Below are 15,646 nucleotides of genomic sequence, written 5' to 3'. Positions count from 1 at the left end.
TTGAGCGAAGAAAATACGTACGACTCAACGAGCATTAAAGTGCTGAAAGGCCTGGATGCCGTACGCAAACGTCCCGGTATGTACATTGGTGACACCGACGATGGCAGCGGTCTGCACCACATGGTGTTCGAGGTGGTCGATAACTCGATCGACGAAGCTTTGGCCGGCCATTGCGACGACATCAGCATCATCATCCACCCGGACGAATCCATCACCGTTCGCGACAACGGTCGTGGCATCCCGGTAGACGTACACAAAGAAGAAGGCGTTTCGGCAGCCGAGGTCATCATGACCGTGCTGCACGCCGGCGGTAAGTTCGACGACAACTCCTACAAAGTATCCGGCGGTCTGCACGGTGTAGGTGTTTCGGTAGTGAACGCACTGTCCAAGGAACTGGTCCTGACCGTTCGCCGCAGCGGCAAGATCTGGGAACAGACTTACGTCCATGGCGTCCCGCAAGAGCCGATGAAAATCGTTGGTGAGAGCGAAACCACGGGCACCCAGATTCACTTCAAGCCATCGGCTGAAACCTTCAAGAACATCCACTTCAGCTGGGACATCCTGGCCAAGCGGATTCGTGAACTGTCCTTCCTCAACTCCGGTGTCGGCATCGTCCTCAAGGATGAGCGCAGCGGCAAGGAAGAGCTGTTCAAGTACGAAGGCGGCTTGCGTGCGTTCGTTGAATACCTGAACACCAACAAGACTGCGGTCAACCAGGTGTTCCACTTCAACATCCAGCGTGAAGACGGCATCGGCGTGGAAATCGCCCTGCAGTGGAACGACAGCTTCAACGAGAACCTGTTGTGCTTCACCAACAACATCCCGCAGCGTGATGGCGGTACTCACCTGGTGGGTTTCCGTTCCGCACTGACGCGTAACCTGAACACCTACATCGAAGCTGAAGGCCTGGCCAAGAAGCACAAGGTCGCCACCACCGGTGATGACGCCCGTGAAGGCTTGACCGCGATCATCTCGGTGAAGGTGCCGGATCCGAAGTTCAGCTCCCAGACCAAAGACAAGCTGGTTTCTTCCGAAGTGAAGACCGCGGTCGAACAGGAAATGGGCAAATACTTCTCCGACTTCCTGCTGGAAAACCCGAACGAAGCCAAACTGGTCGTCGGCAAGATGATCGACGCGGCACGTGCGCGTGAAGCAGCACGTAAGGCCCGTGAGATGACCCGCCGCAAAGGCGCGCTGGACATCGCCGGCCTGCCGGGCAAACTGGCTGACTGCCAGGAAAAAGACCCTGCCCTTTCCGAACTGTACCTCGTGGAAGGTGACTCTGCTGGCGGCTCCGCCAAGCAGGGGCGTAACCGTAAAACCCAGGCCATCCTGCCGTTGAAGGGCAAGATCCTCAACGTCGAGAAGGCGCGCTTCGACAAGATGATCTCTTCGCAAGAAGTAGGCACCTTGATCACCGCACTGGGCTGCGGTATCGGTCGCGACGAATACAACATCGACAAGCTGCGCTACCACAACATCATCATCATGACCGATGCTGACGTCGACGGTTCGCACATCCGTACGCTGCTGCTGACGTTCTTCTTCCGTCAGCTGCCAGAGCTGATCGAGCGTGGCTACATCTACATCGCTCAGCCACCGCTGTACAAGGTCAAGAAAGGCAAGCAAGAGCAATACATCAAAGACGACGACGCCATGGAAGAGTACATGACGCAGTCGGCCCTGGAAGATGCGAGCCTGCACCTGAACGAGGAAGCCCCGGGTATCTCCGGCGAAGCCCTTGAGCGTCTGGTGAACGACTTCCGTCTGGTGATGAAGACCCTCAAGCGTCTGTCGCGCCTGTACCCTCAGGAACTGACCGAGCACTTCATCTACCTGCCAGCGGTGAGCATGGAGCAACTGTCCGATCACGCAGCGATGCAGGATTGGCTGGCCAAGTATGAAGTCCGTCTGCGCACCGTCGAGAAGTCCGGCCTGGTCTACAAGGCCAGCCTGCGTGAAGACCGTGAGCGTAACGTCTGGCTGCCAGAGGTCGAGCTGATCTCCCACGGCCTGTCGAACTACGTCACGTTCAACCGCGACTTCTTCGGCAGCAACGATTACAGGACTGTCGTATCCCTGGGCGCTCAGCTGAGCACCCTGCTGGACGACGGCGCGTACATCCAGCGTGGCGAACGCAAGAAGCCGGTCACCGAGTTCAAGGAAGCCCTTGAATGGCTGATGGCTGAAAGCACCAAGCGTCACACCATCCAGCGATACAAAGGTCTGGGTGAGATGAACCCGGATCAGCTGTGGGAAACCACCATGGACCCAAGCCAGCGCCGGATGCTCAAAGTGACCATCGAAGACGCCATTGGCGCGGACCAGATCTTCAACACCCTGATGGGTGATGCGGTCGAACCTCGTCGTGACTTCATCGAAAGCAATGCCTTGGCGGTTTCTAACCTGGACTTCTGATCCAGCGGTTCTGCCAACAATAAAAAGGCCAGCGCATTGCGCTGGCCTTTTTTATTACGCTATTTCGCCCTTCAGCGGCGGTGCCAAATCGTATGGAACGCAGGCGTTTTGCCTCGGATCCTCACAGATAAGTCCTACATACGCTATCCCGAGTGCTCTTTATCCTACAGCCTCTTCGTCAAGTGTATGACTGACGGGAGCTATCATTTTTGGGATATCGAACAGGGAATGCAGTTATGCCAACACCCGCGTATTTAGTTATAAATGGAAATCGGCAAGGGATGATTACTGCCGGGACATTTACTCCGGAGTCGGTTGGTAACGTCTATCAGGAGGGGCACGAAGACCAAATCCTGGTCCAGGCATTCAGTCACCAAATTATCATTCCGAGAGATCCCCAATCGGGTCAGCCAACGGGCCAGCGTGTGCATAAGCCGCTGATGATCTCAAAGGTATTTGATAAATCATCACCGTTGATTTTTAACGCGTTAACGAGCGGAGAAGTGTTGAATAGCTGCCATATCGCTTGGTATCGGACTTCGTCGGCGGGGAAACAGGAACATTACTTCAGCATCGAGCTGGAAGACGCAGTGATCGTCGATGTGCAGACAAGAATGCCAAGCTGCCAGGATCCCAATATGGCCCACTTTACGCATCTCGAAGATGTGTATTTCACCTATCGAAAAATCACCTGGACTCACGAAGCCTGTGGTACTTCCGGTTCTGATGACTGGCGTGCTCCGATTATCAGCTAAGCCTCGCTGCTCAATTCGCAGGCATAAAAAAACCGGCTATATCAGCCGGTTTTTTTACGTCCGAAAAAAACTTATGCACCTTTTTCCATATTTTATGAGCTTAAGAAATATGTATATAAATCATAAGCCTACAAACTAAATACGTTACTTTTCAGCAAAACGGTACACAGGTTATCCACAGAATCTCAGACAGCCATCTGATCATTGGCAGCCGGTGCTTGCGGAGCGGGTGGGAGCGAGCCCATTTCCCGTTGCATCTGCTCGTTCCAGGCCTGAACCCGGTCATTGAGGTTGGCAATCGCGCGGGGGCCACTGCCTTCGGCGTACATCGGCTCGCCGATGATCACAGTGATGACGCCCTGCTTCTTGGCCCAACCGGTTTTCGGCCAGAATTTGCCGGCATTGTGCGCAATCGGCAGCACCGGAAGTTCGGCGTTGACGGCTAACGCCGTACCACCTCGTGAGAATTTTCCGATGGTGCCGTAAGGGACCCGCGTTCCTTCAGGGAATATCAGTACCCAGACGCCATCCTTCAGCAGTTCATCGCCCTGCTTCGCTACATGTTTGAGCGCGGCCTTCGGGTTGTCGCGATCGATGGCGATCGGCCGCAGCATGGCCATGGCCCAACCGAAGAACGGTACAAACAGCAATGAACGCTTCAGTACCTGGCTCAACGGCTCGAAATAGGCCGAGAGGAAGAACGTCTCCCAGGTGCTCTGGTGGTTCGACTGAATCACGCAGGGCTGGTCAGGCACGTTCTCGGCACCTTTCACTTCGTAGCTGATGCCCAGAAAGACTTTGCTCAGCCACAAGGCGCATCGGCACCAGTACACGTTGATAAAACGATAGCGCGCCTTGAACGGCAGAAAAGGCGCGATAAAAAAGCTCAGGCTGCACCAAAGCAAGGAGCTGGTGCCCAGCAGCAGGTAAAAGAGGAAGGTTCTGATGGCCTGCAATATCGACATGGCGACGTTTACCGTGCGGGCTCTGCCCGTCTATATAAAGCGCACTCCCGATCAATCCTTGGTCAGGAATCTCGAAAACGCTCTAATTGTGGATAAGTTCTGCGGCAATCGCCGCGAGATCGTCAAAAATCAAAGTGCCTACCGGTAGGGTTTTGCCCAAAGTCTTTTCGCCTTTCCCGGTCTTTACCAAAACTGGCTGAGAATCGACGGCTTTGGCGGCTTCCAGGTCACCAAGACTGTCGCCGACGAACCATAGATTAGTCAGCGATACGTTGTAATGCGTGGCGATGGTTTTCAGCATCCCGGGTTTTGGCTTGCGGCAATCGCAGCCTTCGTCCGGCCCGTGCGGGCAATAGACGATCAGCCCGACTTCACCGCCCTGCTCCGCGACCAACGAGCGCAAGCGCTCGTGCATGGCGTCCAGGGTGGCGAGGTCGTAATAGCCGCGAGCGATGCCGGACTGGTTGGTAGCGACTGCTACCGTCCAGCCGGCTTTGCTCAACTGCGCGATGGCTTCGATCGAACCGGGGAGCGGTTTCCACTCCTCCACCGACTTGATGTAAGCGTCGGAGTCGTAATTGATCACCCCGTCCCGATCGAGAATCAGCAGTTTCAAACAGTCTTACCCCAGCAACGAAATATCGGCGACGCCGAGGAACAAGCCACGCAGACGCGCCAGCAGCGCATAGCGGTTGGCACGGACCTTGGCATCTTCAGCGTTGACCATGACGGCTTCGAAGAAAGCATCCACAGGCTCGCGCAAGGCTGCCAGACGTGCCAGCGACTCGCTGTACTGACGCGCAGCTGCCATCGGTTGAACCGCCTGGTCTGCCTGTTGAATCGCCGAGTACAGGGAGAATTCGTTGGCGTTGTCGAAGTACTTGGCTTCAACGACTGTAGGAACAGAACCTTCGACCTTGCTCAGCAAGTTCGAAACGCGCTTGTTCACTGCAGCGAGGGCCGCCGCTTCAGGCAATTTGCGGAACGCTTCCACCGCTTGTACGCGCTGATCGAAGTCCAGCGCAGAACCTGGCTTCAGGGCACGAACCGACAGGTAAGTCGCCACGTCCACGCCTTCATCTTCGTAACGGGCACGCAGACGGTCGAACACGAATTCCAGTACCGAGTCGGCCAGGCCAGCAGCCTTGACCTTGGCGCCGAACGCATTCACGGCAAAGGCCACGGCGTCGTTCAGGTCGAGGTCGAGCTTCTTGTCGATCAGGATGCGCAATACGCCCAGCGCAGCACGGCGCAGGGCATACGGGTCTTTGCTACCGGTTGGCAGCATGCCGATCCCGAAGATGCCGACCAGCGTGTCGAGTTTGTCGGCGATGGCCACGGCCGCACCGGTCAGGGTGGTCGGCAGTTCAGCACCGGCACCGCGCGGCATGTATTGCTCGTTCAGCGCCAGCGCGACTTCTTCCGGCTCGCCATCGTTCAGGGCGTAGTAGTAACCGGCGACGCCTTGCATCTCCGGGAACTCACCGACCATCTCGGTCGCCAGGTCGCACTTGGACAGCAGGCCGGCACGGGAAGCCCATGCCGCGTTGCCGCCAATGCGTTGCGCGATGAACGCAGCAAGCTTGGAAACGCGCTCGGCCTTGTCGTAGACGCTGCCGAGTTTTTCCTGGAACACCACGTTTTGCAGGCGCAGGTTGAAGTCTTCGAGTTTCTGCTTCTTGTCTTGCTTGAAGAAGAACTCGGCGTCGGTCAGGCGTGGGCGAACCACTTTCTCGTTACCGGCGATGATTTGCTGCGGGTCTTTGCTTTCGATGTTGGCCACGGTAATGAAACGTGGCAGCAACTTGCCGTCGGCATCCAGCAGGCAGAAATACTTCTGGTTGTCCTGCATGGTGGTGATCAGCGCTTCTTGCGGCACGTCGAGGAAACGCTCTTCGAACGAGCACACCAGCGGCACCGGCCATTCAACCAGCGCGGTCACTTCGTCGAGCAGGGCTGGCGGAACGATCGCCGTGCCTTCCTGCATCGTCGCCAGTTCTTCGGTGCGCTTGCTGATAATCGCGCGACGCTCGTTGGCGTCGGCCAGAACGTAAGCGGCACGCAAGTCGGTCAGGTAGTTGGCCGGCGAGGTGATGCGTACGCTTTCCGGGTGATGGAAGCGGTGACCACGGGAGTCGCGACCGGCCTTCTGGGCGAGGATCGTGCAATCGATGACCTGGTCACCGAGCAGCATGACCAGCCATTGGGTCGGACGAACGAATTCTTCCTTGCGCGCACCCCAGCGCATGCGCTTCGGGATCGGCAGGTCATTCAGGGAGTCTTCGACGATGGTCGGCAGCAGGCTCGCGGTCGGCTTGCCGGCGATGCTCTGGCTGTAACGCAGTTTCGGACCGCTCTGATCGATTTCGCTCAGCTCGACGCCGCACTTCTTGGCGAAACCCAGTGCCGCTTGAGTCGGGTTTCCTTCGGCATCGAACGCCGCCTGACGTGGCGGGCCGTCGAGGTTGATGCTGCGATCCGGTTGCTGGGTAGCCAGCGCGGTGATCAGCACAGCCAGACGACGCGGCGCGGCGTAGACGGTTTTGGTCTCGTAGTTCAGGCCAGCGGCTTGCAGGCCTTTGTCGATACCGGCCAGGAATGCTTCGGCCAAGGTGTTCAGGGCCTTGGGTGGCAGTTCTTCGGTGCCCAGTTCAACCAGGAAATCTTGAGCACTCATTGTGCAGCCTCCAGCTTGGCCAGTACTTCGTCACGCAGGTCCGGGGTCGCCATCGGGAAGCCCAGCTTGGCGCGAGCCAGCAGGTAGGCTTGCGCAACGGAACGCGCCAGGGTGCGCACACGCAGGATGTATTGCTGACGCGCAGTCACCGAGATCGCCCGGCGCGCATCCAGCAGGTTGAAGGTATGGGACGCCTTCAACACCATTTCGTAGCTCGGCAACGGCAGCGGCTGGTCGAGTTCGATCAGGCGCTTGGCTTCGCTTTCGTAGAAGTCGAACAGTTCGAACAGTTTCTCGACGTTGGCGTGTTCGAAGTTGTAGGTCGATTGCTCCACTTCGTTCTGGTGGAACACGTCGCCGTAGGTCACTTTGCCGAACGGACCGTCAGCCCAGACCAGGTCATAGACCGAGTCCACGCCTTGCAGGTACATGGCCAGACGCTCGAGGCCGTAAGTGATCTCACCGGTCACCGGGTAGCACTCGATGCCGCCCGCCTGCTGGAAGTAAGTGAACTGCGTCACTTCCATGCCGTTGAGCCAGACTTCCCAGCCCAGACCCCAGGCGCCCAGGGTCGGCGATTCCCAGTTGTCTTCGACGAAGCGAATGTCGTGGACCAGCGGGTCCAGGCCGACATGCTTGAGGGAGCCCAGGTACAGTTCCTGGAAGTTGTCCGGGTTCGGCTTCAGAACCACCTGGAACTGATAGTAGTGCTGCAGACGGTTCGGGTTTTCGCCGTAGCGGCCGTCAGTCGGGCGACGACTGGGCTGCACATAAGCGGCGTTCCAGGTTTCCGGGCCGATGGCGCGCAGAAACGTGGCTGTGTGGAAAGTCCCGGCGCCTACTTCCATATCGTAGGGCTGAAGTACCACGCAACCTTGCTCGGCCCAGTATTGCTGGAGGGCGAGGATCAAGTCTTGGAAGGTACGCACGGCTGGCGTAGGCTGGCTCACGAAATTCACCTGTTTCTTGGGCTGCGATTTAAAGAGCGGGAGTATACCCGATTCATTGCTGCGCACGCCCCCTGGAGCCTTATGCCACGCTGCTTTTGGTGTTCCGAAGATCCGCTGTACATGGCTTATCACGACCAGGAGTGGGGCACGCCGCTACGCGATGCGCAGGGATTGTTCGAGTTGCTTTTGCTCGAAGGGTTCCAGGCCGGCCTTTCCTGGATCACCGTGTTGCGCAAACGCGAGCGATATCGAGAGGTGCTGTTCGGCTTCGATGTACAGCGCGTGGCGCAAATGAGCGACGCCGAAATCGATGAATTGATGCTCGATCCCGGGATCATCCGCAATCGCCTCAAACTCAACGCCGCCCGGCGCAATGCCCAGGCGTGGCTGGCGCTTGAAGACCCGGTCGAGTTTCTCTGGTCTTTCGTCGGCGGTAAGCCTGTGATCAATCATTTCAAGGATCGCACTGAAGTCCCGGCGGTCACGCCAGTCGCCGTGGAGATGAGCAAAGGCCTGAAAAAGGCCGGCTTCACCTTCGTCGGCCCGACCATTTGCTACGCGCTGATGCAGGCTTCGGGGATGGTCATGGATCACACCAAGGATTGCGATCGCTACGCGACCTTGTCGATCGGCGGTTAGAATAGCCGCCTCGCGCACAGCACAAGATCAGGAGTGACCTGTGGATAAGTTGAAAGGCGCCTTGCTGGTAGGCGCTCTGCGGCTGTTTGCCCTACTTCCCTGGCGAGCAGTGCAGACGGTTGGCTCGGCCATCGGCTGGGTAATGTGGAAAACCCCTAACCGTTCCCGCGACGTGGTGCGGATCAATCTGGCCAAGTGTTTTCCGGAGATGGACCCTGCCGAGCGCGAGCGTCTGGTCGGCCAGAGCCTGAAAGACATCGGCAAATCACTGACCGAAAGTGCCTGCGCGTGGATCTGGCCGGCGCAGCGTTCCATCGATCTGGTACGCGAAGTCGAAGGGCTCGACGTCTTGAAAGACGCCCTCGCCTCCGGCAAAGGTGTGGTCGGCATCACCAGCCACCTCGGCAACTGGGAAGTGTTGAACCACTTCTATTGCAGCCAGTGCAAACCGATCATTTTCTATCGTCCGCCGAAGCTCAAGGCTGTGGATGAATTGCTGCGCAAGCAGCGAGTGCAACTGGGTAACAGGGTCGCCGCCTCTACCAAGGAAGGCATCCTCAGCGTCATCAAGGAAGTGCGCAAAGGTGGTGCAGTGGGCATTCCCGCTGACCCGGAACCGGCCGAATCCGCCGGGATCTTCGTGCCGTTCTTCGCTACTCAGGCACTGACCAGCAAGTTTGTGCCGAACATGTTGGCAGGCGGCAAAGCGGTCGGCGTGTTCCTGCACGCCCTGCGGCTGCCGGACGGTTCGGGCTACAAAGTGATCCTCGAAGCGGCGCCAGAGGCCATGTACAGCACTGATACCGAGACGTCCTGCGCAGCCATGAGCAAGGTGGTCGAGCGTTATGTGCGGGCGTATCCGAGCCAGTACATGTGGAGCATGAAGCGCTTCAAGAAGCGGCCGCCGGGTGAAGAGCGCTGGTATTGAGTTGATTGGCATGATCTGTGGATAACTTGAACCTGTAGGAGCGAAGCTTGCTCGCGAAGAGGCCATTACATTCAACATTGATGTTGGATGTGATATCGCCTTCGCGAGCAAGCTTCGCTCCTACAAGTTATCCACAACTGTTCATAAAAAGGGCGCAGAAGATGTCCGAACACCGCAAATCGTTTCGCATCAAGATCAGTCACGAAAGCTTCGGCGAATGCCTTGGCCAGACCCGAAATCTCTCGACCACGGGCGTCTACGTCAAGCATCCGGGCTTGTCGGCGTTGCCCAAGGGGGCGGTGGTCTATGGTCAGGTACAGGATTTACCCACAGGCGCGCCGCGGGTTCGCATGGAAGTGGTGCTGGTAGACGCTGACGGTATCGGCCTGCGCTACCTCTGATCAGTGCGCCTGGCGCTCAAGTTTCTTCAGGAACACCGTCATCTCCTTCTCCGCCTGCTTGTCGCCGTGAGCACGAGCAGCTTCCAGACCCTGCTCCCACGCCTGACGCGCGGCCGGATAGTCCGCCAGCGCCAGATGAGCCTTGCCCAACAGCTTCCAGGCCGCTGAATACTTAGGGTCGAATTCGACGCAACGCTGGAAATGCTCGGCAGCCTTGGCGTTTTCCCCAAGATCCAGATAACCCTTGCCGAGGCCGAAGCGCAGCAATGAGTTATCCACACCCTTGGCGAGCATTTTTTCCAGGGATTCGATCATGGTGCACCTCGGTTTTTGGGGGAGCTTCGGAATCGCCTTCGCGGGCAAGCCTCGCTCCTACAGGTAACATGCATATCCCTGTAGGAGCGAGGCTTGCCCGCGAAGAGGCCTTCGGATCAGAAGAAGCTGAGCCCCACATGGAACAACTTCTCCACATCCCGAATATGCTTCTTGTCCACAAGGAACAGAATCACATGGTCGCCCGCCGCGATCACCGTGTCATCGTGGGCAATGATCACTTCTTCATCACGAATGATCGCGCCAATCGTGGTGCCCGGCGGCAAACCGATGTTCTCGATGGCCTTGCCAATCACTTTGCTCGACTTCGCATCGCCATGGGCAATCGCCTCGATGGCCTCCGCCGCACCACGGCGCAATGAATGCACGCTGACGATGTCGCCGCGCCGCACGTGGGCCAGCAAGGTGCCGATGGTCGCCAGTTGCGGGCTGATGGCGATGTCGATGTCGCCACCCTGGATCAAGTCGACGTAAGCCGGGTTGTTGATGATCGTCATCACCTTCTTCGCGCCCAGGCGCTTGGCCAGCAGCGACGACATGATGTTGGCTTCGTCATCGTTGGTCAGCGCCAGGAAGATGTCGGCGTCGGCGATGTTCTCTTCCATCAGCAAATCGCGGTCGGAGGCACTGCCCTGCAAGACCACGGTGCTGTCGAGGGTGTCCGAGAGATGGCGGCAGCGGGCCGGGTTCATCTCGATGATCTTCACCTGATAACGACTTTCGATGGCCTCGGCCAGACGCTCACCGATCTGCCCGCCCCCGGCGATGACGATGCGCTTGTAGCTCTCATCGAGGCGGCGCATTTCGCTCATCACTGCGCGAATATTCGCCTTGGCGGCGATGAAAAATACTTCGTCGTCCGCCTCGATCACCGTATCGCCCTGAGGCAGGATCGGCCGGTCACGGCGGAAAATTGCCGCTACGCGGGTTTCGACATTCGGCATGTGTTCACGCAACTGACGCAGTTGCTGACCCACCAGCGGTCCGCCGTAGTACGCCTTCACCGCGACCAGCTGCGCTTTGCCTTCGGCGAAATCGATCACCTGCAACGCACCCGGATGCTGGATCAGGCGCTTGATGTAGTTGGTGACCACTTGTTCCGGGCTGATCAGCACATCCACCGGAATCGCTTCGTTATCGAACAGCTCGGAGCGCGTGAGATACGCCGCTTCGCGGACGCGGGCGATTTTCGTCGGGGTGTGGAACAGGGTGTGGGCGACTTGGCAGGCGACCATGTTGGTTTCGTCACTGTTGGTCACCGCCACCAGCATGTCGGCATCGTCCGCGCCGGCCTGGCGCAGCACCGTCGGCAGCGAGCCGCGGCCTTGCACGGTGCGGATGTCCAGCCGGTCGCCGAGGTCGCGCAGGCGTTCGCCATCGGTGTCGACCACAGTGATGTCGTTGGCCTCGCTGGCCAAGTGTTCCGCCAGCGAACCGCCGACCTGCCCTGCGCCGAGGATGATGATTTTCATCCAGTCACTCCCTTAAAACCGGTTAACCGCGCGCGGCGGCGATCTTGATCAGCTTGGCGTAATAGAACCCGTCGTGGCCGCCTTCCTGTGCCAGCAGCTGGCGACCGTGGGGCTGCTTGATGCCGGCCGTGGTGGCGAGGTCCAGCTCACGGGCGCCCGGCGTGCGGGCGAGGAAGGCTTCGATGACTTCGGTGTTCTCGGTTGGTAACGTGGAACAGGTGGCGTAAAGCAGAATCCCGCCCACCTCCAGAGTTATCCACATGGCATCCAGCAACTCGCCTTGCAGCACTGCCAGCGCGGCGATGTCATCCGGTTGGCGAGTCAGCTTGATGTCCGGGTGACGACGGATCACGCCGGTGGCCGAGCATGGCGCATCGAGCAGGATGCGTTGGAACGGTTTGCCATCCCACCAGGTGGCCGTGTCGCGGCCGTCGGCGGCGATCAGTTCGGCGCTCAGGCCCAGGCGTGCGAGGTTTTCTCGCACACGCACCAGACGCTTGGCTTCCAGATCCACGGCGACGACGCCCGCGAGTGCGGGTTCGGCTTCGAGGATGTGGCAGGTCTTGCCGCCCGGTGCGCAGCAGGCGTCGAGTACTCGCTGGCCCGGCGCCAGGTCGAGCAGGTCGGCGGCCAGTTGCGCCGCTTCGTCCTGCACGCTGATCCAGCCTTCGGCGAAGCCCGGCAGGCTGCGTACGTCGGCGGCGGCGTCGAGAATGATGCCGTCCCGGCTGTAAACGCACGCCGTGGCGGCGATGCCCGCTTCGGTCAGCAGACCCAAGTACGCATCGCGAGTGTGATGGCGACGGTTGACCCGCAAAATCATCGGCGGATGCGCGTTGTTTGCCGCGCAAATGGCTTCCCACTGCTCAGGCCAAAACGCTTTCAGGGATTTTTGCAGCCAGCGTGGGTGGGCGGTGCGCACCACCGGGTCGTGTTCCAGCTCGGCCAGCAGCGCTTCGCTTTCACGTTGGGCGCGGCGCAACACGGCGTTGAGCAAGGCTTTGGCCCACGGCTTCTTCAGCTTGTCGGCGCAACCGACGGTTTCGCCGATGGCGGCATGCGCCGGGACGCGGGTGTAAAGCAGTTGATAGAGACCGACCAGCAGCAACGCCTCGACATCGGCGTCGGCAGCCTTGAACGGCTTCTGCAGCAACTTGGCCGCGAGCGCCGACAAACGCGGCTGCCAGCGCGCGGTGCCGAACGCCAGGTCCTGGGTGAAGCCGCGATCGCGGTCTTCGACCTTGTCCATTTGTGTCGGCAGCGAACTGTTGAGTGAGGCTTTTCCGTTGAGAACTGCAGCAAGTGCCTTGGCGGCGGCCAGACGTGGATTCATTGAGCGTCCGCCGTTTGACCGAGCACGGTGCCGACGGCGAATTTCTCACGACGGCTGTTGAACAAATCGCTGAAGTTCAGCGCCTTGCCGCCGGGCAATTGCAGGCGGGTCAGGCACAGAGCCTGCTCACCGCAGGCGACGATCAGACCGTCTTTGCTGGCGCTGAGGATTTCACCTGGTGCGCCCTTGCCTTCGGCGAGGCTCGCGGCCAGCACTTTCAGCGCTTCGCCATTCAACGTGCTGTGGGTGATCGGCCATGGATTGAAGGCGCGGACCAGACGTTCCAGCTCAATGGCCGGGCGGGTCCAGTCGATGCGCGCTTCGTCCTTGTTCAATTTGTGTGCGTAGGTGGCGAGGCTGTCGTCCTGCACTTCGCCTTCCAGAGTGCCGGCGGCGAGGCCGGCAATGGCTTGAATCACTGCCGGTGGGCCGAGTTCCGCCAGGCGGTCGTGGAGGCTGCCGCCGGTGTCTTCAGCGCTGATCGGCGTGGTGACCTTGAGCAGCATCGGCCCGGTGTCGAGGCCCAGTTCCATGCGCATGACGGTCACGCCGCTTTCGCTGTCGCCGGCTTCGACGGCGCGCTGGATCGGCGCCGCACCGCGCCAGCGTGGCAGCAACGACGCGTGGCTGTTGATGCAACCCAGGCGCGGAATATCCAGCACCACTTGCGGCAGGATCAGGCCGTAGGCGACCACCACCAGCAAATCCGGCTTCAGCGCGGCCAGTTCGGCTTGAGCGTCTTCGTTGCGCAGGGTTGGCGGTTGCAGCACCGGGATGTTGTTTTCCAGTGCCAACTGCTTGACCGGGCTCGGCATCAGCTTTTGCCCGCGACCCGCCGGACGGTCCGGTTGGGTGTAGACCGCGACGATCTCGTAAGGGCTGTCGAGCAGGGCCTTGAGGTGTTCGGCGGCGAATTCCGGGGTGCCGGCAAAGACGATGCGCAGTGGCTCAGTCATGGGAAGCTCTCATTTACAAAGCAGTCGCAAAAGAAAAAGGCTTGCCGCAGCAAGCCTTTGAAAGGAGGGCATCAAGCGTTCTGGCGATGGAGCTTTTCCAGTTTCTTCTTGATTCGGTCACGTTTGAGATTCGACAGGTAGTCGACGAACAATTTGCCGTTCAGGTGGTCGCATTCATGCTGGATGCACACGGCGAGCAGGCCTTCGGCGATCAGTTCGTAAGGCTGGCCGTCGCGGTCCAGGGCCTTGACCTTGACCTTCTGCGGGCGATCGACGTTTTCGTAGAAGCCCGGCACCGAGAGGCAGCCTTCCTGGTATTGCTCCATCTCGTCGGTCAGGGGCTCGAACTCGGGGTTGATGAACACCCGCGGTTCGGTGCGGTCTTCGGAGAGGTCCATCACGACGATACGTTTGTGCACGTTGACCTGGGTCGCGGCGAGGCCGATGCCTGGCGCTTCATACATTGTTTCAAACATATCATCGACCAACTGACGCACTTCGTCGTCCACTACGGCCACAGGTTTGGCGATAGTGCGCAGGCGCGAGTCGGGGAATTCGAGGATGTCTAAAATGGCCATAAGCTTGATTGCTGCACGTGTGAGGTAAAGTCGGGTCGATGGCCTGGCAGGTCCGAAGATGCAGGCTACCGTTGTGAAGCGTAGCTCCTTTTCTTTTAGGTAAAGAGTCGGGAGCGAGCCACGAGGGCTCTGGCGTTTCACGCGAACGCACATAATAAAGGGATTCACCGCATGAGGAAATCACTACTCGCCTTGCTCCTTCTGGCCTCGGCCGGTTTGGCGCATGGGCAAGTGCAACTCAAGGAAGGTTTTCCACAGCAATACACAGTGGCGGCGGGTGACACACTCTGGGACATCTCCGGGAAATTCCTCCGTGAGCCGTGGAAGTGGCCCGAGCTCTGGCAGGCCAATCCGCAGATCCAGAACCCCAATCTGATCTACCCCGGCGATTTGCTGTCGCTGGTCTACGTTGACGGTCAGCCGCGTCTGACCCTCAATCGCGGGGCTTCCCGGGGCACCATCAAGCTCTCGCCACGGGTGCACAGTTCGCCGGTGGCCGACGCCATCCCGAGCATTCCGTTGCAGTCGATCAACAGTTTTCTGCTGAGCAACCGCATCGTCGACAAGGTCGAGGATTTCGACAAGGCGCCTTACATCGTCGCCGGCGATGCCGAACGGGTGCTCAGCGGCACCGGCGACCGGATTTTCGCCCGCGGCCATTTCGATCCGATCCAGCCGGTCTACGGCATCTTCCGCCAAGGCAAGGTTTATACCGACCCCGAGAGCAAGGAGTTCCTGGGGATCAATGCCGACGACATCGGCGGTGGTGAAATCGTCGCTACCGAGGGTGATGTCGCGACGCTGGCACTGCAACGCACCACTCAGGAAGTTCGCCTCGGCGATCGCTTGTTCAGCGGCGAGGAACGATCGATCAACTCGACCTTCATGCCCAGTGCGCCAAAAAACCCGATCAACGGCCTGATCATTGACGTACCGCGCGGGGTTACCCAGATCGGCGCGATGGATGTCGTGACGCTGAACCGGGGCCAACGCGACGGTCTCGCCGAAGGCAACGTGTTGGTGGTGATGAAAACCGGCGAAACCGTGCGTGACCGGGTCTCCGGCCAGCCTCTGAAAATTCCCGATGAACGCGCCGGTTTGCTGATGGTGTTCCGCACCTACGACAAACTCAGTTACGGATTGGTGCTCACCGCATCGCGCTCCTTGGCAGTGATGGACAAGGTGCGAAATCCGTAAGCAGGCTCCACAAGTTACCAACAGAGTTATCCACAGCTTATTCC

15 protein-coding genes are annotated in these 15,646 nt (G+C 59.2%); 6 read left to right on the top strand and 9 right to left on the bottom strand.

The window, feature by feature from the left end; genetic code table 11:
- Together gyrB and IB246_RS05045 are read left to right on the top strand one after the other, a co-directional pair.
- The gene (gyrB, locus tag IB246_RS05050) at positions 1-2,418 is read left to right on the top strand and encodes a DNA topoisomerase (ATP-hydrolyzing) subunit B (RefSeq protein ID WP_008027559.1); all 2,418 of its coding nucleotides are present in this window, start codon (positions 1-3) and stop codon (positions 2,416-2,418) included.
- Positions 2,419-2,654: 236 nt separating this feature from the next.
- The gene (locus tag IB246_RS05045) at positions 2,655-3,173 is read left to right on the top strand and encodes an Hcp family type VI secretion system effector (protein WP_032832632.1); all 519 of its coding nucleotides are present in this window, start codon (positions 2,655-2,657) and stop codon (positions 3,171-3,173) included.
- A gap of 185 nt (positions 3,174-3,358) precedes the next feature.
- On the opposite strand, the gene IB246_RS05040 is transcribed toward IB246_RS05045, so the two are convergent.
- The 4 genes from IB246_RS05040 to glyQ all read right to left on the bottom strand — a co-directional run bounded on the left by IB246_RS05040 (position 3,359) and on the right by glyQ (position 7,765).
- Entirely contained in the window at positions 3,359-4,138 is a 780-nt protein-coding gene (locus tag IB246_RS05040; RefSeq protein ID WP_008027562.1) for a lysophospholipid acyltransferase family protein, read from the bottom strand.
- A gap of 82 nt (positions 4,139-4,220) precedes the next feature.
- Positions 4,221-4,754: a D-glycero-beta-D-manno-heptose 1,7-bisphosphate 7-phosphatase gene (gene gmhB / locus IB246_RS05035; protein ID WP_008041459.1), complete on the bottom strand. Its 534-nt coding sequence runs from the start codon at positions 4,752-4,754 to the stop codon at positions 4,221-4,223.
- 6 nt (positions 4,755-4,760) lie between these two features.
- On the bottom strand, positions 4,761-6,815 hold the full coding sequence (gene glyS / locus IB246_RS05030) for a glycine--tRNA ligase subunit beta (RefSeq protein WP_008041461.1): 2,055 nt from the start codon (positions 6,813-6,815) through the stop codon (positions 4,761-4,763).
- On the bottom strand, positions 6,812-7,765 hold the full coding sequence (gene glyQ, locus IB246_RS05025) for a glycine--tRNA ligase subunit alpha (protein ID WP_003213601.1): 954 nt from the start codon (positions 7,763-7,765) through the stop codon (positions 6,812-6,814). Before glyQ ends, glyS begins: the two co-directional genes overlap by 4 nt.
- A gap of 81 nt (positions 7,766-7,846) precedes the next feature.
- Between glyQ and tag the strand changes: the two genes are divergently transcribed.
- The 3 genes from tag to IB246_RS05010 all read left to right on the top strand — a co-directional run bounded on the left by tag (position 7,847) and on the right by IB246_RS05010 (position 9,733).
- Positions 7,847-8,404 (top strand): DNA-3-methyladenine glycosylase I, encoded by a 558-nt coding sequence (gene tag, locus IB246_RS05020; protein ID WP_008041464.1) that lies wholly within the window; start codon positions 7,847-7,849, stop codon positions 8,402-8,404.
- Positions 8,405-8,444: 40 nt separating this feature from the next.
- Positions 8,445-9,332 carry a lysophospholipid acyltransferase gene (locus IB246_RS05015; protein ID WP_008027572.1) on the top strand — a complete coding sequence of 296 codons (888 nt, stop codon included), beginning with the start codon at positions 8,445-8,447 and terminating at the stop codon, positions 9,330-9,332.
- A 161-nt stretch (positions 9,333-9,493) separates the two neighbouring features.
- Positions 9,494-9,733, top strand: coding sequence for a PilZ domain-containing protein (locus IB246_RS05010; RefSeq protein WP_008027574.1), 240 nt, complete (start codon positions 9,494-9,496; stop codon positions 9,731-9,733).
- Here IB246_RS05010 and IB246_RS05005 read toward each other — a convergent pair whose 3' ends face one another.
- From IB246_RS05005 to def, 5 genes are all read right to left on the bottom strand, one after another.
- On the bottom strand, positions 9,734-10,048 hold the full coding sequence (locus IB246_RS05005) for a tetratricopeptide repeat protein (RefSeq protein ID WP_008027576.1): 315 nt from the start codon (positions 10,046-10,048) through the stop codon (positions 9,734-9,736).
- 116 nt (positions 10,049-10,164) lie between these two features.
- Positions 10,165-11,538 (bottom strand): Trk system potassium transporter TrkA, encoded by a 1,374-nt coding sequence (trkA, locus tag IB246_RS05000; protein ID WP_008027578.1) that lies wholly within the window; start codon positions 11,536-11,538, stop codon positions 10,165-10,167.
- A 22-nt stretch (positions 11,539-11,560) separates the two neighbouring features.
- Positions 11,561-12,871 (bottom strand): 16S rRNA (cytosine(967)-C(5))-methyltransferase RsmB, encoded by a 1,311-nt coding sequence (gene rsmB, locus IB246_RS04995; RefSeq protein WP_008041465.1) that lies wholly within the window; start codon positions 12,869-12,871, stop codon positions 11,561-11,563.
- Entirely contained in the window at positions 12,868-13,827 is a 960-nt protein-coding gene (gene fmt / locus IB246_RS04990; protein WP_008027581.1) for a methionyl-tRNA formyltransferase, read from the bottom strand. The genes rsmB and fmt overlap by 4 nt, the downstream gene beginning before the upstream one ends.
- A 71-nt stretch (positions 13,828-13,898) precedes the next feature.
- A complete protein-coding gene (gene def / locus IB246_RS04985) occupies positions 13,899-14,405 on the bottom strand; it encodes a peptide deformylase (RefSeq protein ID WP_008027583.1) in 507 nt (168 codons plus the stop codon).
- A gap of 171 nt (positions 14,406-14,576) precedes the next feature.
- On the opposite strand from def, the gene IB246_RS04980 reads away from it, so the two are divergent.
- Positions 14,577-15,602, top strand: coding sequence for a LysM peptidoglycan-binding domain-containing protein (locus IB246_RS04980; protein WP_008041466.1), 1,026 nt, complete (start codon positions 14,577-14,579; stop codon positions 15,600-15,602).
- Positions 15,603-15,646 lie beyond the last annotated feature (44 nt).

Source organism: Pseudomonas sp. PDM01 (genome assembly GCF_014852325.1).
GTDB lineage: Bacteria > Pseudomonadota > Gammaproteobacteria > Pseudomonadales > Pseudomonadaceae > Aquipseudomonas > Aquipseudomonas migulae.
The sequence above is the reverse complement of the archived record's forward strand: the minus strand, read 5'-3'. Positions and strand labels throughout refer to the sequence as shown.